This is a genomic window from Thioclava sp. JE_KL1 (genome assembly GCF_009296265.1).
Taxonomy (GTDB): domain Bacteria; phylum Pseudomonadota; class Alphaproteobacteria; order Rhodobacterales; family Rhodobacteraceae; genus Thioclava.
In genome coordinates this window covers 354,539-377,114 of sequence record NZ_WBJS01000006.1, presented here as the reverse complement: position 1 = coordinate 377,114, position 22,576 = coordinate 354,539, and the positions used below count along the sequence as shown (strand labels likewise).

Sequence of the window (22,576 nt, the reverse complement as noted above, 5' to 3'; positions counted from 1 at the left end):
TGGCCTCGCTTCTTTTTGCGGCCACCTCCAGCTTCAACCCGCGATTGCCGTCGCCGTAACAGGGTTTAACGGACTCAGCCGCGTTCATCGACACACCTGACGCATCAATATTCCGCGTTGAAAACGACGGAGTGAAAACACGAATAACATCAGCCATTCACCGAGGCGATTGACTTGCCCCCCTTGGGCGGAGCAGTTTATCGCGCACTCGCGGAACACTCGAAGCCGACCTCCATCATCTATGCCGCATGCCAATTTCATTTAGGGGGCCGAGACGCGGACGAAACCGTCGAATATTCTGTCTCGCCTCCCGTCGGATCGGCTTGTCTGGAAGGGGTGCGGGCCACACCGGTGAGTGCGTGACCCAGGCTTGCAGGTCAGTCCGCGTCAGACAAGGCTACTGCATCGGGGCCGGCAGGATAATGCAAGCGGTCGCCAACATCAGTCGCAGCACACCAGACCGCCTCGGCCACGTCGCTTTCCCGCGTCACCACTTCGGGCGTCGCAAAAGCTTCAAAAATCGGTCCGGCATAGCTGGCGTAGCTCTCCGGGATCAGGTTCTCGATGCGAAACTGGCTGCCCACCCAAACGGACATTCGTCGCTCGCGCATGATCCAATTTGATTTGAACTCGGTGCCGCTGATCGTGCTTTAAGTGTCGGCTGTTTTATCGACCGAGCATTGGCGCGTTTCCCAGCAACACCTCGTCTCGCTCGAGGAATACATCAAACCTGCGAAGAAGCTGGGCCGTATGCGGTCAAGAAACCTTTTTCGTCGTGCTCAGGATTTCTCCAATTTTGAGCGCTTTCATTGGATTCCCGTCAACTTTTAGCTGGCGCATCATAAACGCCTTTGCGGGGTTCTTTACTCCCATTGCTATGTCGAAGAACACGCTAGCTTCCGCCGTCAGAGTTATGTCAGCGGCCCGATCGCTCTCAATTGCTCCGGTTTCGTCCACATAGAGCGTCGCAGTGCCCGGCATCTCTAGCCGCACACTGCCCTTTATCCGATTTTTTGCGCGATCGCTCACGAGGTTTACGATTTCAGCCTTACTTGCTTTGGTCACGTTGGTCTCCTTCGACCTGCATGGAGACTGTTTTCGATTGGTCTGTCTAGTTTGACGCTGGGTCGAGACTGGAGAATTTCGCTTCCGGCCCGAAGCCGACCTTGAAGGCCAATTGCTTTTCTGCGGTGCTTCTTCTCAGAAGCGGACATCTATGTATCGCTCCGCAATAGAACCGTCTCAGCGTCGCCCTTCTACGATGTTACACCCAGCGTCGTAACCGCGCGGGGTGCCGATGGCGCTTCGATCCATCCGTTATCGCACCAGCAACGTCGGCACGGAATTGGACCGGACCATCGCAGTGGTCGTGCTGCCAACGATCAAAGAGCGCAGGGGCGAGTGCCCGAACGCGCCCATCAAGAGGATGGCTCCTGGGGTCGCCTTTACTGCATTTGCAATGACCTCTTCCGCGCTGCCTTCTTCGATCAAGGCTGTGACATCGCGCCCCTTCAGGGCTACGCGCGCTTCGCGCATCATCTGTTCTGCCTTGTCCTGCGTCAATTTGCGCCCAGAGGTCGCGATAACGATTGTCACAGGGAGGTCCTTCAACAGGGGCGAGTTCGCACAGCGCTCCAACGCCCGAGCGGCCGCCGGGCTGCCATCATAGGCCAGCACGACCGCGCGCATCATATCTTCCTCAGGGGTTGAGGTGCTATTGGGCGCGATCAGGACAGGCCGGTCGCTCGCCCGCACGACCCGTTCCAGCGTTGACCCGATATGGTCGGTGGCGAATTCCTGGCTGGTCCCACGTTTGCCCATGATGACGAGTCGGGCCTCTTGCTCGCGCTCGAGGATCGTCTCGACTATGTCGCCGTGTCGGTGCAACTGCGTCACACCGTGGGCGTTCATTTCTTCGAGCGACTCGGCGCACCCATTCAGCAGCAGCCGTCCACGCTCGATTTGCAGACGGGCCTCCATTGCGTCAAGCTGGGTCAGTTCTTCCAGCAGACGCGATTTCACGCCAAGTCCAATAGCACCTGACAGATCGTGTCGCGCGCCGCTTGTGTCCTTGCGCTGAACGACGTGCAGGAGTTCGACCGGCAGATCGAGTTTCCGCGAGACCCAGGCTGCAAGGGTGCAGACGCTGGGCGCGTAACTTGACGCATCAACGCAGGCAAGAATGTTCTGCATGGTGTTTCCTCCTCAATGGCCCGAAAGATGCTGCTCGGCATCCGGCTTGTCATGCACGGCGAAGCGATCGATCATCCGCGCGCTTTCGGTATTCAGCCCGACGATATCGACGGTCGTCCCTTCCCGCCGGAACCGGATGACTGCCTTGTCCAGAGTGCCAATTCCGGTGATGTCCCAGAAATGCGCCTCGCTCAAGTCGATGATTACGTGGTCCAGAACTTCTCTGAAATCAAAGGCATCCACGAAACGTTCCGAGGATGCGAAGAAGACCTCGCCGGAAATGCGATAAGTGCGGGTGCGCCCGTCCTCGGACAGCGATGTCGAGACGGTGAACAACCGGCGCACCTTGCCGGCGAAGAACAGTCCCGACAGGACGACGCCCACCACCACACCAGCGGCGAGGTTGTCGCTCCAGATCACGATGATCACTGTCGCGACCATGACGATCGAAGACTGCCACGGGTTGCTGCGCAGCTCACCGATGGAGCGCCAGGAAAACGTGCCGATCGAGACCATGATCATCACGGCGACGAGGCTTGGCATCGGGATCTGAGCCACAAGCGGATTGAGAACGACCAGCAGAAAGAGAAGGAATACGCCAGCGATCAAGGTGGATAGGCGCGTCCGGCCCCCGGATTTCACGTTGATGACCGATTGACCGATCATGGCGCACCCGCCCATGCCGCCCAGAAAGCCGGTGAAGAAGTTCGCGATCCCCTGACCGCGCATCTCGCGCGCCTTGTTCGACGCGGTGTCTGTGAAATCATCCACGATTTGGGCGGTGAGCATCGATTCCAGAAGCGCCACCGCCGCCATGGTCAGCGAATAGGGCGCGATGATCTCAAGCGTCTGCAAGTTGAAGGGCACCTGCGGCAGCGCAAAGAACGGCAGCGATTGCGGAAGTTTGCCCATATCGCCGACGGTGTTCACATCGATCCCGCCATAGATGGTGACGGTGGTCAGGACGATGATCGCAACCAGGGGCGAAGGCACTGCTTTCGTCAGATAGGGGAACAGGTAGATGATCGCGAGCCCGGCTGCGACGATCAGATAGGTAACGTTTGTCACATGCATAAGTTGTGGCATCTGGGCCAGAAAAATCATGATCGCCAGCGCGTTCACGAAGCCGGTGATCACTGATCGCGAGACATATTGCATCAGCAGATCAAGGCGCAGGAGCCCCGCGATGCCCTGGAAGATACCCATCAAAATCGTAGCGGCGAATAGATATTCGACCCCGTAATCGTGCACGAGGGGGATGATCACCACGGCAACTGAGGCTGTGGCAGCGGAGATCATCGCGGGGCGACCGCCCGTGAATGCAATGATTACAGCGATCGAAAAGGAAGCATAAAGGCCGACTCTCGGATCAACCCCAGCAATCACCGAGAAGCCGATCGCTTCAGGAATTAGCGCAAGGGCGACGACCATCCCAGCGAGGATGTCCGCACGGGGAGTCGCGAACCAGTCGCTTCGAATAGAGGCGAGACTTGGCATGTGTAACTCAATTTTTAAGATAGCATCTAACAGGGCGTGGCCCGAGCGTGCAGCGATGTTACGGCACTATTTGGGCGTGATGCTGAAGATTATCCCGGGGATAGGCGCCGGGCCGAGCCACCCGGCGTGCCGGGTCCGACTTAGTGTGAGTGGGCACCTAAGCGATAGTTTTGGTGCCTGCAAGCATTTGATGGAACGTAAGGTAACGATGCTGTTGAGCGCTGGCTTGCTCACATTCTTCAGTCTGGCATCTTAGCGGACGCCATATGCAGTGTCAGACGGTCGATGAAAATTCCGCAAAGGTCGCCTGCGCCAAAGCCGTCCTATTTGGTGAAGGGGAGGAAAACACGACAGCCTTCCAAAGCCCGTTGCGGTGTCTGGTCACTTCATACCGACCCACCCTACGAGCAATTTACCGGTGAACAGGAGGCGCTAAAGTTCGTCAGCGCCGCCGAGAGCAATCTTTGGTGCACTCGAGATGCCTGCCTTTGGCGGCGCCCGCTTCCCGATCTTCGAGGCGGATCGTCATTTTATATCTCGCGAGCACGGGTGTCCTGAAGGGCAAAGACGAGACGGATACTGAGATGGAAGCAGATCTCCACGAAGAGGTCGGAGCTTCGGTGAACGAAGTCTGACGTGTCCGTCACGTCACGCTGAGTGCTATCGCGCAGCGCGTATTCCGAATTCCCTCAGGTGCCATATATCATTTGGGCGGATAGCCCGCTCACGCGCCTGTGCTATCCTAGTCCACTGAGGCCTGGGGAGGCTGAAAGTCGGAGGGGATATGAATACGCTCAACAAGGAGGGTTTAAGCGGGGTGTCTCGAGCTGCGCCGCGGCGCAGGAGTGATGCGTGCATTTGTTTCGTGGGGCCGCGGGAGATTTTCAGCGATGTGATCGTTCGGACGCTCGAGAGCGAGGTGCCGGAGATCTCGGTGGTCCGCGTAGACTATCTGGAGGAAATCCCTGAACGCCTCGATGAGAATGCCCGCTTTGCGAATGGCGACAGGATTTGCGCTTTGATCGTGGAGGAAGACAACGCCGCGGGACTGAAAGCGTTCATCGCGGCGCGGGGAGAAGCTCTTTGTCTTTCGCGCATGCGCTTCGCGATTGCCTACAGCGAAGACAGGCCTGGCAGGGAGGCAATGGATTTCCTTCGATCGGGCGCTCTGCTCAATCAGGTGAGCTTCCTGCCGATGAACATCAACATCACGACTTGGATGCTGACATTGCGCATCATCCTGTCGGGGGGGCACGTTGTCCCGCCGGCGCTTCTTGAAACCGGATTGACTGTGTCGAAAGCGGCCTCGAGAAAGCTTGCCGAGCCGGGCCTCGACCTGGAGCCGACGCCGGACGTGATGGACACGCTGACGCGGCGCGAACGGGAGGTCTTACAACTTCTGGCATCCGGGCAGCAGAACAAGAACATCGCGGATCGCCTTCAGGTCTCAGAGCACACTGCGAAGATCCATACGCATCGGATTATCAACAAGCTCGGCGTGAGTAACCGGACAGCGGCGGCTGTCTGGTATCACCGTCACGAGGCAAGAGCCTCACATTTGTAGAAGACATGGAACGCCTCGCCGCGCGGAAACGGCGGGCGGGGTTAGGGTTTGGTTTTCGCAAATTGTCTGATCGGCTGCTTGCGCGCCAGGCCCCCGCAGGCACAGCATCGACATTGCCATCGGCAGAGCCTACGCAAGTTCGTCCGCGCGGTTGAGATATTCGCAAAGAGAGAATGCATCGCCGGCCGCTCCGCTGAGCTTTGACAACAACGCGCATGTGCTCTCGATCAGCCCGCGCATGCCGTTGGAGGCGAAGGCGCTCATCGAAACGCTCAGGCCAAAGATACTCTGACCCAGCAATCGCCGGATTGTCGAGCCAATCCGCGCGCGAATTGCAGGCGCCCTCGGTGATTTCGAACCAAACCTGCTTTCGGGTCTTGCTCTGGATGATCGAAGCTCGTTCTTTCACCTGACCAGCGGCGAAGACATCGGCGACTTTCAATGTCACGAGATCACATCCCCGGAGCTTAATTTCGATGGCGAGATCGAAGAGCGCCAGGTTGCGCACCTTTTTGGCGATTTCCAGCCCCACGCGGATCGCCCAGACATGCTTTGGCAGAAGTGGTCGCTTCTGCCCGACGGTGCGCCCCTTGTTCCAAGCGGGACGGAGGGCACGAATGAAAGGTAGGTTTTCAGTTTGCACGGGTGTTCTCCCAGTCCACCACGCCCACCTGATCACAACCCGACGTTGGCGCCTAAGCTTAGCACATCAGGGTGCGATTGAAGCGAATGCCAGGATCAAGCCCAAAATGAACCGGATTGGTAGGGCTCGGACCTATCGCTCTCGATCGGTTTTCGCCTTGATCACGCTGCGCACCAACTTGCCAAAGGCGCGGTCCTTTTGGCGGCGCTCCGCAAGGGTGGCGGAGTTGAAGGTCTCCTCCGCCTGGAGCTTGCGCCAGCGCGCGAGCCGCGAGGCGTCGAGGCTGCCGTCCTCGATAGCGGATCGGACAGCGCAGCCGGGCTCTGTTTCGTGGCGACAGTCGGTGAAGCGGCAACTTGCAGCCAGCGCCTCGATATCTTCGAACACGTCGGCGATGCCTGCGGCAGCGTCGGTCAGCTGCACTTCGCGCATGCCCGGCGTGTCGAGAACGAGGCAGCCGCTGGGCGTGCCGTGCAGCTCGCGCCGGGTCGTGGTGTGCCGGCCTTTGGCATCGTCCTCGCGGATGCCTTGTGTGGCGATGGCCTGCGTGCCGAGGAGCGCGTTCGTCAAGGTGGATTTGCCCACGCCGGAGGAGCCGAGGAAAGCAACGGTGCGGGCGGGCTTGCACCAGTCGGCCAGCGCCTCGACGGGCGCGGCGCTGCGAGCGTCCAGCGCCACGACCGGCACCCGCTCCGACACCGCTCTCGCCGCTTCGACAAAGGACGCGGTGTCGTCGGTCAGATCCGCCTTGGTCAGGACGATCACGGGGTCGATCCCGGCTTCGAAGGTCAGCGCGACGTAGCGCTCCAGCCGCGCCACGTTGAAATCAGCGTTGCAGGAGGTGACGACGAAGACGGTGTCGATGTTCGCCGCGATCAGCTGCACCTCGCTGCCCGTGCCCGGCGCACGACGCTTGATCAGGCTCTTGCGCTCCAGCACGCGGCTCGACTTCGGGCGCGCGCGGTCGAGCAGCAACCAGTCGCCGACCGTGGCGTCCGGTCCCGGCGGGATTGTCTGGTCTATGCCGTCGCCCGCTACCTGCAACCCGCTGCGATGCACGGCGACCACACGCACCGGCGGTGTCGCGGTCAGCGCATCAACGTCGATCTGCCGTGCGAAGGCCGGGCCCCAGCCCAGCCGCTCAAGCGCAGAGGGCGCGCGCCGATTTGGCGTGCCTCCGGGCAGGAAGGCGGAGTAGTCTCGAACCATGTGCCTGCCTACCAGAGCGCCGGGTCGTCGAAGGCGGCGACACAGCGGGCGGTGCCGCGCAGGGGCATCAGCGGTGCGTCAGTCAGGGACTGGGCGATCCAGCCCTGCGGCCGGGTCAGCGGCTGCGGCGCCGGCAGGTCGGCCTCCGAGACGGGCTTGAACCCCACGCGGCCATAGAAGGCCGGGTCGCCATAGGTTACGGCGATGTCCGTGCCCTCCTGCCGGAGCGCGTCGAGACCGTGGGCGATCAGCCGTTGCCCGATGCCCTTGCCTTGATGCGCTGTCGCCACAGCCACGGGGGCCATCATGAAGACCGTGCGCGGATCGCTCGCATAGGCGAGGCGCGTGAAGAAGATGCCGCCGAGGAGCGTGCCGTCCTCCCAAGCGGTGAAGACGCGCAGATCCTCGGCGGGCGTCTCCGTGATCAACCGGCGCACAAGGGCGCCGATCAGCGCGCCTTCCTCTGCGCCCTCGGAGGCGGTGAAGGTCGCTCTGAACAGCTCCGCAATCGCTTCGGCGTGGGTGGTATAATCCGTTGAATAGTCCATGTCTCGATCCTCTCTGGTGCCAGCTGGGGTCAGACCCGCTCCAGCACGAACATCTCGTAGCCGAATTGCCCGCGCCCGGCCTCGAACACGGCGATCTCGCGGCGCAGGTCGTCAAGGACTCGGCTCCCCGCGAGATCAGCCTCCAAGGCCTCGAGCCGCGCGGCGAGTGGTCGGTAGTAGGCCTCCATCCCTTCCGACCCGATGTCGAAATGGCCAAGGACGCGGTAGCCCGCGCGCTTCGCCTGTGCGACGCGGCTCGCGGGCGTCGCCATCGCGGGGTATTCCGCGGCCCAGAAGGCGCGGACCTCGTCTTCGGGTTTGTCAGTCCGCCAGACCATGTCGGAGAACACGAGGACGCCGCCGGGGCGCAGGAGCGCCCGCCAGTCCGCAAGCGCCTTTTCCACGCCCAGGATATAGGCGCTGCCCTCGGACCAGATCACGTCCCAGGGACGCTTTGGGGTCGGGATTACGGCCATGTCGACGTTCTGCACCTCGATCCGGTCATTGAGCCCGCGCGCCGCGATCCGCGCCCTGAGCTTGTCGAGCGCCAGCTCGGCCGTGTCAGTGGCCGTGAACCGCGCCATGCTCGCCTCGGCCAGCGTCATCGTTGCCATGCCGGGGCCGCAGCCGATCTCGAGGATCGTTTCGGGAGCGAAGGGCAGCGCCGCCAGTGCCTTCAGCGTCGCCGCTTCAGTTCCTGGCCCCCACCGGTCGAGCTCGGAGAACACCTCCATGAACCCGGCCATGTAGGCGTCGTGGGCGTTCATGTCCTTGGAGACCATCGCGACCAGCCCGGCCTCCGCGCTGGAAAACCCCTGCGACATCAGCCACGAGCGGTGCAGATCGGGTGCGACGCGCTCGACCTCTTCGTGCCAGTCCTTCAGGCTGCCGCGTCCAAGAAGTGCTGCGAGCAGGTCGCGCGACCGCGTCTTCTCCGCGATTTCGTGCTCCAGTGTCTCAAGCCGATGGTTCAGCATCTCTCGGTCGAGCTTTCCATCGAGGCAGGCCTGAGACTCTTTCAAGCTAAGGCCGCCTGCCTGGAGCTGCTGCATCAGGCGCAGCCGCTGCCGGTCCGCGTCGGAATAGACGCGATAGCCATTAGCCTGCCGCTGGCCGTGCAGCAGGCCGGGCTTCTCGTAATAAAGCAGCGTCGCGCGCGATACGCCCACGCTCTCCGCCAGTTCCGAAATCCGATACATCAGTCGCCCTATCCGCTCACACCGATTCTCATCACTAAAGGCGGTGCTAAGGTGTGAAGCTATAGACAGGTCAAGAGAAAGTCGCGTCGGTCTGCGCTATCACCTCATCGGAAACACCATGCTTTCCTTCACTGTGCCGTAGGCGAAACTCGTGTCGATCGACCCGATCCCTCCGACGCGGTGCAGGCGGGCGCGGATGAAACGCTCATAGTCATCGAGCGAATCGACGACGACGCGCAGCTGGTAATCGGTCTGGCCGGTCATCACATGGCATTCCAGAACCTCGTCCATGCGACCGACCTCGCGTTCGAAGGTCTGGACGGTGGCTTCGTCGTGCCGCTCGAGGCGTATGCGGACGAAAGCGGTGATCGGCAGCCCATAGGCGCGTGCGTCTACCCGCGCCGCGTAGCCGCGGATCACGCCTTCCTTTTCGAGGTTGCGCAAGCGGCGCAGGCAGGGCGATGGCGAAAGATTGACCGCAGCGGCCAGATCCTGGTTCGACATGCGCCCGTCCTGTTGCAGGGCGCGGATGATCTGGCGATCTTTTTCGTCCATCTTTCGGCTTCCAATTAGCAGATTATGCCAATCTGATGCCAAATGGGGGTCAATAACGCAATCCACGAGATGCGAGACCGCGATATTCTGCTGCAAACAGGAGGTCGCACATGTCCCAATCCCAAGGTTTCGCCACCCGCGCCATTCACCTCGGCTACGATCCGCTGGAGCACGAGGGCGCCCTCACGCCGCCCCTGCATCTGACCTCGACCTTCGCCTTCGAGACCGCCGAGGCCGGGGGCGAGACCTTTGCCGGGGACCGCGCGGGCTATATCTATTCGCGCATCTCGAACCCCACGCTCGATTTGCTCGAGCGCCGGGTGGCGGATTTGGAGGGGGCCGAGGCGGGGCTTGCGCTCGCCTCCGGCATGGGCGCGATCACCTCCGTCCTCTGGACGCTTCTGTCGCCGGGCGATAAGGTGATCGTCGACAAGACGCTTTACGGCTGCACTTTCGCTTTCATGCATCACGGGCTGACCAAGTTCGGGATCACGGTCACCCATGTCGACCTGACCGATCCGGCGAACCTGAGTGCCGCCATGACCGAGCGCACCCGCGTGGTCTATTTCGAGACGCCGGCGAACCCGAACATGCGTCTGGTCGATATCGCGACGGTCGCCGCCATCGCCCATTCGGGAGGCGCGCAGGTCGTGGTCGACAACACCTATGCGACCCCCTATCTGACGCGGCCGATCGCGCTCGGAGCCGATCTGGTAGCGCATTCGGCCACCAAATATCTGGGCGGCCATGGCGATCTGGTCGCAGGCGTCGTGGTCGGACGGGCCGAGGCGATCACCGAGATCCGTCTGGTCGGCATGAAAGACATGACCGGGGCGGTGATGGCGCCCTTCAACGCGATGCTGATCCTGCGCGGCCTGAAAACCCTTGCCCTGCGGATGGAGCGTCACTGCACCAGCGCGCAGGTGGTGGCCGAGTGGCTGGAGAACCATCCCGAGGTGGCCGCGGTGCATTATCCGGGGCTCAAGAGCTTCGGCCAGCATGACCTCGCCATCCGTCAGATGGCGCAGGCGGGGGCGATGATCGCCTTCGAACTGAAGGGCGGGCTGGAGGCCGGGCGGCGGATGATGAACGGGCTGCGCATGATCGCGCGGGCGGTGTCGCTGGGCGATGCGGAAACCCTGATCCAGCACCCCGCCTCGATGACCCATTCCACCTACACCCCCGAGGAACGGGCGGCGCATGGCATCGGCGACGGGCTGATCCGGCTTTCGGTCGGGCTGGAAGACGTGTCGGATATCCTCGATGATCTGGATGGCGCCCTTGCGCCCGCCCGCGCGATGCGCAGCGCCTGAGATTTGCGAGGTCATGATGAACACCGACGCCCAGCACCTGAAGATCCTCGAGCAGCGGCTGCTTTGGCTGTCGCACTGGATGATCCACCACGCCAACCACATCCGCCCCAAGGTGGATGGCATCAAGATCGGTGGTCACCAAGCCTCTTCGGCATCGATGGTGTCGATCATGACGGCGCTCTATTTCTCGGCGCTACGACCCGAGGATCGCGTGGCGGTCAAGCCGCACGCGTCGCCGGTCTTTCATGCGATCCAGTATCTGATGGACCAGCAGACCCGCGAGAAGATGGAGGCGTTCCGCGGCCTCGGCGGCGTCCAGAGCTACCCGAGCCGCACCAAGGATGTCGATGACGTGGATTTCTCCACCGGTTCGGTCGGGCTTGGCGTCGCGATCACCGCCTTCGCATCGCTGGTGCAGGACTATATTGCGGCCAAGGAGTGGGGCGCGGATCTGCCGCTCGGGCGCATGGTGGCGCTGGTGGGCGATGCCGAGCTGGACGAGGGAAATGTCTACGAGGCTTTGCAGGAGGGATGGAAGAACGACCTGCGCAATTGCTGGTGGATCATCGACTACAACCGCCAGTCGCTCGACGGGATCGTGCGCGAGGGGCTGTTCCAACGGATCGAGAAGATTTTCGAAGCCTTCGGCTGGGACGTGGTGCGGGTGAAATACGGTGCGCTGCAACGCGCGGCGTTCGAGGAACCCGGCGGCGCAGCCTTGCGCGACTGGATCGACGCCTGCCCGAACGCGGAATACTCGGCGCTGACCTATATGGGCGGCGCGGTCTGGCGCAAACGTCTGATGGATGATCTGGGCGATCAGGGCGATGTGACGGCGTTGATCGAGCGGCGCTCGGATGCGGAACTGGCGGCCCTGATGGAAAACCTCGGCGGCAACTGCGTCGAGACCATGGCAGAGACGTTCGCGTCCATCGACCATGACCGGCCGACCTGTTTCCTGGCCTATACGATCAAGGGCTGGGGCACGCCCATCGCGGGACACAAGGACAACCACGGCGGGTTAATGACCAAGGCGCAAATGGCCGAATGGCAGCGCCATATGAACGTGCCCGAGAGGCAGGAATGGGAGCCCTTCGCGACGGTCGCCGATGTCGAGGGCTTGCGCGCCTTCCTCGATCGCGTCCCGTTCTTCGCCGAGGGCGCGCGTCGCTACAGCGATGCGACGCTGCCCGCGCCCGCGCTCTCGGTCGCGACCGATCGGGAGATCTCGACGCAGGCTGCCTTCGGCAAGATCCTCGACGATCTCGCCAAGGGCGACAGCGCACTGGCCGAACGGATCGTGACCACCTCGCCGGACGTCACCGGCACCACCTCGCTCGGGCCCTGGGTCAACCGGCGCAAGCTCTTCGCCCGCACCGCGCGGGAGGATGCTTTCATCGAGCATCGCATCCCCTCGACCGCGAAATGGGAATTTACCCCGCAGGGTCAGCACGTCGAGCTTGGCATCGCCGAGATGAACCTGTTTCTGCTGCTGGGGGCCGCGGGCCTGTCGCACAGCCTGTTCGGCAAGCGCATGATCCCGATTGGAACGGTCTACGACCCCTTCATCCATCGCGGCCTCGATGCGCTGAACTACGCCTGTTATCAGGACGCGCGGTTCCTAATCGTCGGCACCCCCTCGGGCGTGACTTTGGCACCCGAAGGCGGGGCACATCAGTCGATCGGCACGCCGCTCACCGGGATGGCGCAGGACGGGCTGGCGAGCTTCGAGCCCGCTTTCGCGGACGAGCTGGCGGTCATTATGGGATGGGCCTTCGACTATCTCCAGCGCGATGGCGAGGGAGACCCCGACGAGCGGACCTGGCTCCGCGACGAGACCGGTGGATCGGTCTATCTGCGTCTGACGACGAAACCGCTGGAGCAGCCCGGCAAGCGGCATGACGACGCCTTCCGGCAGGGTGCCATTGACGGGGCCTACTGGCTGCGTCCGCCGGGGCCAAATTGCGAGGTGGTCATCGCCTATCAGGGCGCCGTCGCCGATGAAGCCATCGCCGCGGCGGGCATCATCGCGGAAGCGCGCCGGGACGTCGGCGTGCTGGCCGTGACCTCGGCCGACCGGCTGAATGCGGGCTGGACGGCGGCGCAACGCGAACGGGCCCATGGCAACGGTGCGGCGCGCTCCCATGTCGAGCAGCTTCTGGCGCCCCTGCCACGGCATTGCGCCTTGGTAACGGTGATCGACGGCCACCCGGCGACGCTTGGATGGCTCGGCGCGGTTGCAGGTCACCGGACCATCTCGCATGGGGTCGAGCATTTCGGGCAAACCGGCACCGTCGGCGATCTTTACCGGCATTTCCGCATCGACCGCGAGGCACTGGCCGCCTCCGTCAGCGGCCTGACGAAGGGCGCGCGGTGCGCTTAAAGGCGCACATCAAGACAAGCGGGCCAGCGACGGTTCAAGCGCCCTGTTTCTGAAAAACACTCCCAACCGCGATCATCGCAACCGGGCGAACTACCAAACAAACTTACCGGGAGCATCTAAGATTTTCCAAAGCCAAGGGCAGTTCTACGTTCTTCGTGCAAACCTTGATGATTCAGGCTCGGCTTGCCGCATGAAGGTCAGCTTCCTCAGGGCGCCATATCTGCCTTCGCGACTGCAGCGAAGGACCGCTTCCCGCCCCCTTTGCCATTCGCGAAAGTTCGCGAGCTACGAAAATGGCCTGAGAGCCGTATTCCAACGAACGTCAATAATCCGCGTCAATCCTGCTTCAGATGAGCATCCAAGATCCGCCGGATCATCTCAGGCCGTGTCGGCAGATCTTCCTCGAGCTTTCGCAGCTCATCGAGCGCTCTGATTGTTTCGCGCGGAAGCCGCACTGTGACTGCCTCAGTGTCGGTGCGCGGACGCCCCATCTTTTTTTCGGTCATGACATTAAATCCACGATTGACTTTATGTTGGCATAATGTCATATTTCTCGAGCGAAGGCAAGAGCGCCAACTCCCGCCCTCGCTCTAACCACAGCCATCTCGGGTAAGGAGATAACCATGGCTAACACCCCCTCTACCACGCGCATTCGCGCGAATGAAGATGCGTGCTTCAAGACTCCGATCCTGATGCTCTTCCCGGAGTTTCTGAAGGCGCTCCTCGCCGTTGTGGAGCGCGAACGTGAACTCCGCCACGTCGATTATTGGGATCCTGCCTATTCGGCCTGGCTGACCGCGGCGGAGAAGGCGCAGGACCACGTGCTCGATCTGCAGATGGCCATTCTCGACGAAGAGCCTCGTGTGCCGGTCGAGCGGTCCCTTAGGCTTTCGGTATACCTCTTCAAGCTCGCACAGGCTGCCGATAGCGGGCACAAGCTCGCCGCGTTCCGAAGGCTCGTGCGCGAACGCAGCCACGACTTCCTGATCGTCGAGGAGACGGATTTCGACCGTCTCTGCAATGATCGAATTGAGCAAGTCCTGCGCACGCTCGATAGCTTCATGTCTCTCGAACTGATCGACGAGGTCGCGGCTCCGTCGGCCCACTGACCCCCAACACACGCAACGCAGCAAGAAGCCCGGTCGGCTGACCGGCCTCATTGCTCTTGCGCGCATCTCTGGAATTTCCTGGCGTTGTTTTCTGGCGCCGGGCCCATGCTTTTCTTTCAAAGGAGGGTCTCATCATGACCCAGAATACCTCCGGCTCGCTCACCATCCGCGGCGAAGAGCTTCCTATTCAGTCTGGCAAGATCCATCCCAAATGGCATGACGCGGCAAAGGCCAAGGGCTACCGCGTCGTCGCACGGGTGAAGGACAGGGGCACCCTCGCGCTCGAATGCGAGGCCTGCGGCAACATTCATGCGAGCCGATTTTATGTCCTCATGAACTTTCGCCCGCAATGCCCGCATTGCGTGGAGGCGAGGTGGCATGAGACCGCTGCAAAGGCTGGCCTGCGAATGTTGCGCCGCGATCCGACAGAAAAGAACTATGCGATCTACGAGGCTGGGTGCGGGCATGAAGTTCGCCGGCAATTTGGCTTCGTAGAGCGTGTAGCGCGCGGCGAAGTTGAGCCTCAGTGCGATGTTTGCCAAGACGCCCGCGATCGTGAAGAAGCCCGAACCAAGGGCTGGGATCTCGTCGGCGCCGACCCGAAAGGCAAGGCCGATTACCGAATCTACCGCCACGCTGATGGCTGCGGCGCGCTGTCGCGGATCACACGCGGCAATATGGTCACCGGACGCTTCACCTGTCCTGGCTGCGGAGAGGGGTGGCCGACCGAGCCGAGCTATCTCTACGCAATGCGCTTCGAGCTGCAGCCTGGCAAGCACGCCGTCAAGCTAGGCTACTCGCGTATTCCGGAGTCGCGCCTGAACTATCAGCTGCACCGGGACCCAGATCTGCCGCGCGAGCTGCTTTGCAAGGTGCCGATGCGCACGGGCCGCCACGCGCAGCGAATTGAGAAACGCGCCCATAAATGGCTCGCCATGCAGCACCCCGGCATGGAACTGCCGCATTCGGAGTTTGCCGCATATCTTCGGGTCAAATCCGAGCTTTATCGTGCCGAGCTCGAACCGGTGATCCTGCGCCTGCTCGATCGGATCGCGCGGAAGGAAGCGCGTGCCGCCACCAAGAGCTTCGCACGGCAACGGTCGCGCTCGAAACGCATTCGCGACTCCTGACTTGCCTCTGCGCCCCCTCCTGCCGCCGGGCGGGAGAGGACCGTGCCTTCTTCCTTTCCAACTTCGACCGAGGATCCTTTCATGCCCCAATCCCTTCCCACCACTTCTTCCCCCTTAAAAGAACTCTTCAACTCCGACCGAAAGGTCGCTTTCGCGGAGAATTTTCTCCGCCACCTAATGGAGCCCTGCGAGCCTCCATCGGCCTCCGATCCGGAGGAGTTTGACGACGAGCAGGCGGAGATTTCTGCCTTCTCGATCGAGACCCTCGCCTTCGCGCTTCGCTTTGCGCATCTCCTTGGAGATGAGGCCGCCGCTCGCCGGATGCACGAAGACGGCAGTTGCACGCTGGTTCAAGTGCCCCCGGGACGAGATCTCGTGCTGGCGACGGCCGATTTGCCGCGCCTCCTTCCCCGGTTAAGCAAATTCGTTGGCTTGCGCCGCAAGGAAGACGTCAGACTTGTCGCGCGTGTCGACGCCTCGCCGCGCGGTGCGTCGGCCTCCGAACGCGCGCGCCAACACCAACGCTTCCGGCAGACGCAAGACGAAGCCATCAGTTTCGGCGATCCGCTTCTGGCCGTCGCAGCCGACCCCACTGCTTTTACGAGCGTAGCGCGGACAATCTGTCCGGCCCCCCTTAAATTGCAGCCGGTTACGCGCGCTCTGATCCTCGAGCTTCTGCGCATCACGCATCCCGAGTCCGAACAGAGGTCTTGGCGCGCGCTTCACGACACATTGCCCACCGACGACGCACTTCGCCGTTTCGACGGTCCGTTACTGACGCCAGCTTTCAAGGCAGCAACGGCAGCCGAAGTTGCCCAGAGGCTGGTAGAATACTCGGCGGCCTGCGAACCCAAACAAGACCGCGCACTTGATCGCGTTCAGGGTCTTGGGCCGATCCGTCCGCAGCTCGACCGCCTACTTGCAGGCTTTAGCAGCTGGCAATCTGGCGAGGCCGACTGGTCGGCGCTCAACACGAGTGCGTTGATCTCGGGGCCAACCGGCTGCGGCAAGACAATGCTAGCGCGGGCTGTCGCCGAAGAGCTCGGCGTGCCACTGGTGGCCACGAGCTATGCGGAGTGCCAAAAAGCCGGACACCTCGGGCAGATGCTCGCGGCTCTTGACGAAGTCGTCCTGGAAGCGATCTCGAAGGCCCCCTGCGTGCTCTTCATCGACGAAATGGACAGTTTCACAAGCCGCGGCACCAACCACCAAAACAGCGAATATCAACGACAGGTGATCAATGCCATGTTGCTACAACTCACGCGGCTAGCCGAGACGCAGGGCGTGATGGTGATTGCAGCAACGAACCATCCAGACGTTATCGATCCGGCGCTGCGGCGTGCAGGACGACTCGATCTGCATCTGAGGATGCGCTACCCGGACCGAGCCGGTATTTCAGCGATTTTGCGCGATACGCTTGGCGCACCGGATCTCAATGTGACGCAAGGCGCGGACCTTTTGCTGGGCTCTAGTGGTGCGACTGCTGTCAGCGTTGCCCGTTCCGCGCTCGGCATTGCTCGGCAACACGGACGCGCAGTCACCTCTAACGACCTTTGGCATGCGGCGCTGGAGATCGCACCGGCCGTCGCGACTGACCAACTTGAGCGTATTGCAATCCATGAAGCGGGGCATCTCCTTGCGGCGTTTAGCCTGTTACCGACGCTTCCTACGCGTGTCGCGATTGGGCCGTCCGGCGGATACATCGAAGGGGCCGATGCGCCATTGCTTACGGAGAACAACATTCGTGCCGCAATTACTGTAGGTCTCGCGGGGCGGGCTGCGGAACAGGTCATGCTAGGATCGGTTTCGAGCGGCGCCGGCGGCTCGGAACATTCCGATCTCGGCGTCGCCACCCGCCTCGCCCTCGATGCAGTGACGAAAATGGGATTGTTTGGAGGAGAATTGTTCTGGGCGCCAGTTAAAGGTGATCAACTCGTTTCGCTGCCAGAGCGACTACGAGCTCACGTCGTCGGAATTCTCGATGAGGGACATAGCGCCGCGACGAATCTGATCGTGGAAAATACGCAGTCGCTGGAATTCGTCAAAAATACGCTGCTCGAACACCGCGAGCTCGAGGCAGACCGCTTGCAAGATCTCGCATCACGAACTTTTCCGCATTCCACCCGACTGGGAAGGAGAATTCTAGACACCCATCTCAAACCCAAGTGATGGAATTCGTGATGTAGCACGGAGCCGCGCGGCGCCTGATGTTCGTAGATGCGAAAAAACCGCAACTACCCCGAGATATCAACATCTTCGAATGGTGCTGGCGAGCAATTACGCGGTTCGGGCCAGAGACATAGCTTAGAATTGATGCATCAGCGGTCCCCGTGAGCTTGCGGGGATGCAACCGAGCGATGCGGCTATGCCAAGGCAAGACAAAGATAGAAACTGGATCCGCTTCTCTCCCCGACATTTCGAGGGCGGGATGGATGATATTCCGAGACTCTTGACCCCGAGAGAGGCAGCGGACCGACTGCGCGTTTCCACAAAGACGCTGCGGCGCCTCCGCGCGTCTGGCCTGCCGTTCATCACCCTCACAAGTGGATCAATCCGCTACGACGCACGCGATCTCGCCGAATTTGTCGGACGGAACACGAAAAGGATCGAACCGAAATGCCCTATCGACCCAAAGGTTCGCGCAACTGGCACTACGACTTCCAAATCAGGGGTCGTCGATTTTATGGATCTTGCGGGACCGACGACTTCGAGGAAGCGAAGGCAGTAGAGGCAGAAGCTCGGGTCGACGCGCGAAACGCTCCCGAAATTACGCGAAACTTCACGCTGTCCGAAGCTCTCGGAACCTACTTCTCGGATGTCAGCCAAAACCAGCCAAGCGCCAGGACGACGAAAAGTCAGTTCCGGTCAATCCTGACGGTCATAAAACCTGCGACGCCTATTTCCAGACTGACTGATGCGGACCTTATGCGGCTCCGGTCCAGCAGGCGTTCAAAGGTATCAAACGCGACTGTAAACCGAACTCTCGCCTCACTTGCTCGCGCCCTGCGGCATATGGAAAAGGAACACGGCGCCACAGTTCCAAACCTCGATTTCAACGCGAAGAGGCTTCCCGAGCCCAAAGAACGCGTCAGGGAACTGACGATCGCCGAGCAGAAACGGCTATTCGAACACCTTCGCTGTGACCTGCATCCGCTAGTTCAGTTCGCACTCATGACTGGCGCGCGACAGGGATCAATCTGCCAACTGCGCTGGCGTGATATTGACATCGACACCGAGCGAATGAAGTTCAAGATGAAGACCGACACTTGCACATCTTCACAGTCGATGAGTTTTCCGATGAGCCAAGAGATCAAGGCAATGCTTGCGACGCTCGAAAGATCAGACGATCCTGACCACGCCCCCTACGTCTTCACTTTTCGGGTCCACAATCGAAAGAGAGCGGCACGTCGGCGCATTCTCCAAAACTCGACTGCTTTCGAGCATTTCCGAAAAGCTGTGAAAGCCGCCGACATTGAAGACTTTCATTTCCATGATCTCCGCCACACCTTCGCGACGCGGATGCTTCGGCAGACACAAAACATTAAACTGGTGTCCCGTCTCTTGGGTCACTCTGAGATCACGACGACGAGCCGATATGCCCACGTTTTGGACGAAGATCTGGCAAATGCTATCGATGGTTTTTCAGCATTGTCCAACAATGCCTCCCGAAAACCCTCCCGAAGCCCCAAGAAAATCAAATCAAAAACAAGGACTTGAACGAACCCCTATCAGCTTCCCAAGCTGAACGCGCGGGTTCGATTCCCGCTACCCGCTCCAGCTTACTCGAAATCGTAAGAGACTGATTTCTGGTGAAAATCACACCAGAGACTGAGCATGCCGCCATTTCACTGCGAAACGGAAAAACGGACAGTACGCGGGAGAATGGAGGATCAGCGGCAAGCCGAGTTCGGCGTCTCCCTGCTCCCGTCTCCAAGACACTTGGGGACATTTCACCGAGTCGCCGTCACTCAGAGGTCGGGCATGCCCTTCACGCGGCCAAACCGCTTCTGCGCGGCGATCCGGAACGGGGCGTTGGCCGCCCCGAAGCCGGCATAGCCATTCCGTCTTTCGAGGATTTCGAAGAACATGCCCCCTGCGAAGGGCCGCGAGTAGAGCTGAAGAAAGGCGCCGTGCGCATCCTCGTCATAGAGGATATTGGCCGAACGCAACCGCTCCAGAAATTCCGGCGACAGGTCGAAGCGCGCTTCGAGATCCGCATAGTAGTTGGCAGGCATCGGCAGCGGATCGAAGCCCAGATCGGCCAGCGCGGCGGCGGTCTTGAGCATATCGTCGGTTCTCAGAGCCACATGCTGCACAGACGCGCCGAAGCCATGCGTCAGGAAATCGCCCGCGAGGGTGCGATGCGTCTCGGCGCCGTTGAGCGTAACCTGCAGGCCCTTTCCATCCGGGCGCGCGCGCGATGCGATGGCTTGGCTGCGAACGAGCCCGTCCGGGTCGATCACGTCGACCATCGGAGCTTTCTGCATGTCGAACAGCGTCGTGTAGAACAGCGCCCAGCTGAGCATCTCGTCATATTCCATCGTCTGCGCCACATGGTCGATGGAGGCCAGGCCAGCGTCTCGGTTCGACATGTCTTCTGCAGGCTCGAACTCGACGTCCCAGACTTCGCTGAGACCGCTCGAGGCATCCACGAAATGCAGCACCGAGCCCCCAAGCCCACGGATCGCCGGGATGTCCAGTTCCCCCGGCCCAACGGGCTGCGAAAAGGTCTTGGCGCCGAGCGCTCGCGCACGCGTGACCGTCGAGGCCGCATCCGCGACCTTGAGACCGATGTCGCAGACATTGGTGCCGCGCGCGGCCCAAGTGGAGGCGGCAAAGCCCGTTGTCTCGGAATTGATGAGAATGCGGATATCGCCCTGACGCCAGACTTCCAGCATCTTGTTGCGATGCCGCCCCGATATGCGGAAGCCGAGGGTCGTGAGCAACGTCTTCAGCGCCTCCGCCTCCGCACCCTGCGCCGCGAACTCGATGAACTCGACCCCGTCCACACCGACGCGCGCGGGAATTTCGTCGATCTTGTCTTCCAGCCCGGGCTCGCTGCGGCGAACGTCATCCATCAACGCCACGAGCGAGCGGTAGCCGTCGCGTGCGATGGTCCGCATCGGGCCGCCGCGGAACTGGTCGTTGAAAATCTCGAGGCTCGCCGGTCCGTCATAACCGGTGGCCATCACGGCGCGCATGAAGCCGGTGACATCCAGATCGCCTTCGCCCGGCATGTTGCGAAAGTGGCGCGACCAGTAGAGCAGGTCCATGTCGATCGCCGGAGCATCGGCAAGCTGGACGTAGAAAATCTTGTCTCCCGGGATTCGCCGTATCGTATCCGGGTCGATCTTGCGGGCGAGCGTATGGAAGCTGTCGAGGATCAGCCCGACATTGGGATGATCGGCCCGGCGCACCACTTCCCACGCATCGCGGTGGTCCCAGACATGACGCCCCCAGGCCAGCGCCTCAAAGCCGACACGGATGTCGTAACCTGCGGCAAGCTCGCCCAAGGCGGCGAAGTCATCGGCCATGCGATCGATCCCGCCAAGCGCCTCGGCATGAACCGAGGAACAGACCAGCATGTCGCGGGTGCCGAGTTCGCGCATGAGCTCGAATTTGTGCTCGGCGCGCCTCAAAGCGCGGTGACGTAGCGGCTCCGGGAGGCCCTCAAAATCCCGAAAGGGTTGGAAGAGGAAGATTTCCAGCCCGTGATCGCGGACCATCTGGCCGACTTCGCGCGGCCCGCCGTCATGGGCGATGAAATCCTGCTCGAAAATCTCGATCCCGTCGAAGCCCGCAGCAGAGATCGCCTCCAGCTTTTCCTGCAACGTCCCCGAGATCGAGACAGTGGCGATGGCGGTTTTCATGGGAGGCCTCCTTTCAGGATGTGGCCGGGTCGGTTTTCGCGAGATCGCTGCGCAAGCGGGCGACGTCGAGCGGCAGACCCGTGAAGAGCTTCCACGCATCGACGCCTTGCCAGATGAACAGCTCGTAGCCCGGGATGACCTGCAGGCCTGCCGCCTGTGCTGCGGTGAGGAACTCGGTCTCGACCGGTGTGTAGACGGCGTCGAAGGCCCATGCGCCGGTGATTGCGGATGCCTCAAGTGGCGAGCCCGGATGGCCGGTCATGCCGACCGGGGTCGCGTTGATGAGACCTTCGGCGCCTTCGGACGTCTCGGCGGCGTCCCGCCCCACGATCACGCGAAGTCCCGGTTTCGCCGCTTCGAGTTCCGAGGCGAGGATTTCGGCCTTCTCGATGTCGTGGTCGGCGAGGCGGATCTCGGCGGCGTCGAGCGCAACCAGCGCGAAGGCGATGGCTCGCCCTACCCCGCCGGTGCCGATAAGCAGGGTGGCTCCGGGCGGCGTGGAGCCGCGCGCGGCGCGATAGGCGGAGATGAAGCCGGAGTGATCGGTGTTGTGGCCCTCCGCTCCGCCGGGTTCGAAGATGACGGTATTCACCGCGCCCAGCCGCCGGACCATCGGGTCGGAGATACGCACCAGCGCCGCCACTTTCTCCTTGTAGGGATAGGTGATGTTGAGCCCCCGGTAGCCCTGTGCGGCGCAGTTGGCGAGGATCGTCGCGTGATCCTGACCAAGCTCGCGCGGGACAAGCCGGTCATAGGTCACCTTCCGTCCGTTCTGCAGCCCGGCCAGCCGATGCAGCCGCGGGGCCTGCGAGACGGCGATATTGTCTCCGATCAGACCCAGCCGGATGACTGCATCGTCCGACGCTGTCTCGGAAGGGCTCTCGGGGGCAGGCATCACTTGGCGCCTTTCACGAGCTGGGCGATCCGGGTGATCGCGAAGCCGTAACCCGCGATTCCGAAGCCTTCTATCTTCGCCGTCGCCGCTTTCGAGACGTAGGACGGGTGGCGGAATTCGTCGCGCCGGAACAGGGCCGAGACGTGAACCTCGAAGATGGGGCCGTCGAAGATCAGCAGGGAATCGAGGATCGCGATGGAGGTCGAGGTGAAGCCTGCCGGGTTGATCAGGATGGCGCAGGCGTTGGTGCGGGCCCATTGGATCCAGTCGACGATTTCGCCCTCGTGGTTGGATTGGCGGAAGTCGATTTCCACTCCCGCCGCAGCGGCCGCATCACGGCTCAACCGCTCGGCATCCTCAAGCGTGTCGTGCCCGTAGATCTCGGGCTGACGCGTGCCGAGCAGGTTCAGGTTGGGGCCATTGATGACCAGGATCGGAAGGTCTTTCTGGGCCATGTGAGGTCTCCTG

General features: G+C 61.7%; 21 protein-coding genes and 1 other annotated feature. Of the genes, 8 read left to right on the top strand and 13 right to left on the bottom strand.

Annotated features, from left to right (window positions below):
* Nucleotides 1–377: 377 nt before the first annotated feature.
* The 4 genes from F8R15_RS14025 to F8R15_RS14010 form a co-directional block, all read right to left on the bottom strand.
* Nucleotides 378–596 carry a hypothetical protein gene (locus F8R15_RS14025; protein WP_098411380.1) on the bottom strand — a complete coding sequence of 73 codons (219 nt, stop codon included), beginning with the start codon at nucleotides 594–596 and terminating at the stop codon, nucleotides 378–380.
* 160 nt (nucleotides 597–756) lie between these two features.
* Nucleotides 757–1,065 carry an SCP2 sterol-binding domain-containing protein gene (locus tag F8R15_RS14020; RefSeq protein ID WP_098411381.1) on the bottom strand — a complete coding sequence of 103 codons (309 nt, stop codon included), beginning with the start codon at nucleotides 1,063–1,065 and terminating at the stop codon, nucleotides 757–759.
* A gap of 252 nt (nucleotides 1,066–1,317) precedes the next feature.
* A complete protein-coding gene (locus tag F8R15_RS14015) occupies nucleotides 1,318–2,193 on the bottom strand; it encodes a universal stress protein (RefSeq protein ID WP_098411382.1) in 876 nt (291 codons plus the stop codon).
* Between the two features lie 12 nt (nucleotides 2,194–2,205).
* Nucleotides 2,206–3,690: a SulP family inorganic anion transporter gene (locus tag F8R15_RS14010; RefSeq protein WP_152844975.1), complete on the bottom strand. Its 1,485-nt coding sequence runs from the start codon at nucleotides 3,688–3,690 to the stop codon at nucleotides 2,206–2,208.
* A gap of 87 nt (nucleotides 3,691–3,777) precedes the next feature.
* Nucleotides 3,778–3,830 (bottom strand) — a sequence feature (sul1 is cis-regulatory element that is thought to sense ions involved in sulfur or methionine metabolism; They are found in Alphaproteobacteria).
* Between the two features lie 644 nt (nucleotides 3,831–4,474).
* Between F8R15_RS14010 and F8R15_RS14005 the strand changes: the two genes are divergently transcribed.
* Entirely contained in the window at nucleotides 4,475–5,254 is a 780-nt protein-coding gene (locus F8R15_RS14005) for a response regulator transcription factor (RefSeq protein WP_152844974.1), read from the top strand.
* A 129-nt stretch (nucleotides 5,255–5,383) separates the two neighbouring features.
* Here F8R15_RS14005 and F8R15_RS21945 read toward each other — a convergent pair whose 3' ends face one another.
* The 5 genes from F8R15_RS21945 to F8R15_RS13980 form a co-directional block, all read right to left on the bottom strand.
* The gene (locus F8R15_RS21945; protein WP_255266490.1) at nucleotides 5,384–5,518 is read right to left on the bottom strand and encodes a hypothetical protein; all 135 of its coding nucleotides are present in this window, start codon (nucleotides 5,516–5,518) and stop codon (nucleotides 5,384–5,386) included.
* 511 nt (nucleotides 5,519–6,029) lie between these two features.
* Nucleotides 6,030–7,106 (bottom strand): ribosome small subunit-dependent GTPase A, encoded by a 1,077-nt coding sequence (gene rsgA, locus F8R15_RS13995; RefSeq protein WP_098411385.1) that lies wholly within the window; start codon nucleotides 7,104–7,106, stop codon nucleotides 6,030–6,032.
* A gap of 8 nt (nucleotides 7,107–7,114) precedes the next feature.
* Nucleotides 7,115–7,654 (bottom strand): GNAT family N-acetyltransferase, encoded by a 540-nt coding sequence (locus F8R15_RS13990; protein ID WP_098411386.1) that lies wholly within the window; start codon nucleotides 7,652–7,654, stop codon nucleotides 7,115–7,117.
* Between the two features lie 29 nt (nucleotides 7,655–7,683).
* Nucleotides 7,684–8,853, bottom strand: a complete 1,170-nt coding sequence (locus tag F8R15_RS13985; RefSeq protein WP_152844973.1) for a MerR family transcriptional regulator — start codon at nucleotides 8,851–8,853, stop codon at nucleotides 7,684–7,686.
* Between the two features lie 99 nt (nucleotides 8,854–8,952).
* Entirely contained in the window at nucleotides 8,953–9,408 is a 456-nt protein-coding gene (locus F8R15_RS13980) for an Lrp/AsnC family transcriptional regulator (RefSeq protein ID WP_078523480.1), read from the bottom strand.
* Between the two features lie 110 nt (nucleotides 9,409–9,518).
* Here F8R15_RS13980 and F8R15_RS13975 point away from each other — a divergent pair, with 110 nt between their 5' ends.
* Nucleotides 9,519–10,721 carry a methionine gamma-lyase gene (locus F8R15_RS13975; protein WP_152844972.1) on the top strand — a complete coding sequence of 401 codons (1,203 nt, stop codon included), beginning with the start codon at nucleotides 9,519–9,521 and terminating at the stop codon, nucleotides 10,719–10,721.
* Nucleotides 10,722–10,737: 16 nt separating this feature from the next.
* Entirely contained in the window at nucleotides 10,738–13,104 is a 2,367-nt protein-coding gene (locus F8R15_RS13970) for a 1-deoxy-D-xylulose-5-phosphate synthase N-terminal domain-containing protein (RefSeq protein ID WP_098412541.1), read from the top strand.
* 335 nt (nucleotides 13,105–13,439) lie between these two features.
* Here the strand turns inward: F8R15_RS13970 and F8R15_RS13965 are convergent, their stop codons facing one another.
* Nucleotides 13,440–13,610 carry a ribbon-helix-helix protein, CopG family gene (locus F8R15_RS13965; RefSeq protein WP_253732601.1) on the bottom strand — a complete coding sequence of 57 codons (171 nt, stop codon included), beginning with the start codon at nucleotides 13,608–13,610 and terminating at the stop codon, nucleotides 13,440–13,442.
* 117 nt (nucleotides 13,611–13,727) lie between these two features.
* Here F8R15_RS13965 and F8R15_RS13960 point away from each other — a divergent pair, with 117 nt between their 5' ends.
* The 5 genes from F8R15_RS13960 to F8R15_RS13940 all read left to right on the top strand — a co-directional run bounded on the left by F8R15_RS13960 (nucleotide 13,728) and on the right by F8R15_RS13940 (nucleotide 19,060).
* Nucleotides 13,728–14,213, top strand: coding sequence for a hypothetical protein (locus tag F8R15_RS13960; RefSeq protein WP_098411390.1), 486 nt, complete (start codon nucleotides 13,728–13,730; stop codon nucleotides 14,211–14,213).
* A gap of 134 nt (nucleotides 14,214–14,347) precedes the next feature.
* Entirely contained in the window at nucleotides 14,348–15,343 is a 996-nt protein-coding gene (locus F8R15_RS13955) for a GIY-YIG nuclease family protein (RefSeq protein WP_176536036.1), read from the top strand.
* A gap of 42 nt (nucleotides 15,344–15,385) precedes the next feature.
* Nucleotides 15,386–17,512 (top strand): AAA family ATPase, encoded by a 2,127-nt coding sequence (locus F8R15_RS21940; RefSeq protein ID WP_152844971.1) that lies wholly within the window; start codon nucleotides 15,386–15,388, stop codon nucleotides 17,510–17,512.
* Between the two features lie 175 nt (nucleotides 17,513–17,687).
* Nucleotides 17,688–18,071: a helix-turn-helix domain-containing protein gene (locus F8R15_RS22110; RefSeq protein WP_152844970.1), complete on the top strand. Its 384-nt coding sequence runs from the start codon at nucleotides 17,688–17,690 to the stop codon at nucleotides 18,069–18,071.
* The gene (locus F8R15_RS13940) at nucleotides 17,960–19,060 is read left to right on the top strand and encodes a site-specific integrase (protein ID WP_098411393.1); all 1,101 of its coding nucleotides are present in this window, start codon (nucleotides 17,960–17,962) and stop codon (nucleotides 19,058–19,060) included. The genes F8R15_RS22110 and F8R15_RS13940 overlap by 112 nt, the downstream gene beginning before the upstream one ends.
* A 251-nt stretch (nucleotides 19,061–19,311) precedes the next feature.
* Here the strand turns inward: F8R15_RS13940 and F8R15_RS13935 are convergent, their stop codons facing one another.
* From F8R15_RS13935 to F8R15_RS13925, 3 genes are read right to left on the bottom strand one after another with little or no spacing between them, the layout of a single operon-like run.
* Nucleotides 19,312–21,213, bottom strand: a complete 1,902-nt coding sequence (locus tag F8R15_RS13935; protein WP_152844969.1) for a bifunctional sugar phosphate isomerase/epimerase/4-hydroxyphenylpyruvate dioxygenase family protein — start codon at nucleotides 21,211–21,213, stop codon at nucleotides 19,312–19,314.
* A gap of 13 nt (nucleotides 21,214–21,226) precedes the next feature.
* Nucleotides 21,227–22,108 (bottom strand): shikimate dehydrogenase, encoded by an 882-nt coding sequence (locus F8R15_RS13930; protein WP_152844968.1) that lies wholly within the window; start codon nucleotides 22,106–22,108, stop codon nucleotides 21,227–21,229.
* On the bottom strand, nucleotides 22,108–22,563 hold the full coding sequence (locus tag F8R15_RS13925; protein ID WP_078522945.1) for a type II 3-dehydroquinate dehydratase: 456 nt from the start codon (nucleotides 22,561–22,563) through the stop codon (nucleotides 22,108–22,110). Before F8R15_RS13925 ends, F8R15_RS13930 begins: the two co-directional genes overlap by 1 nt.
* Nucleotides 22,564–22,576 lie beyond the last annotated feature (13 nt).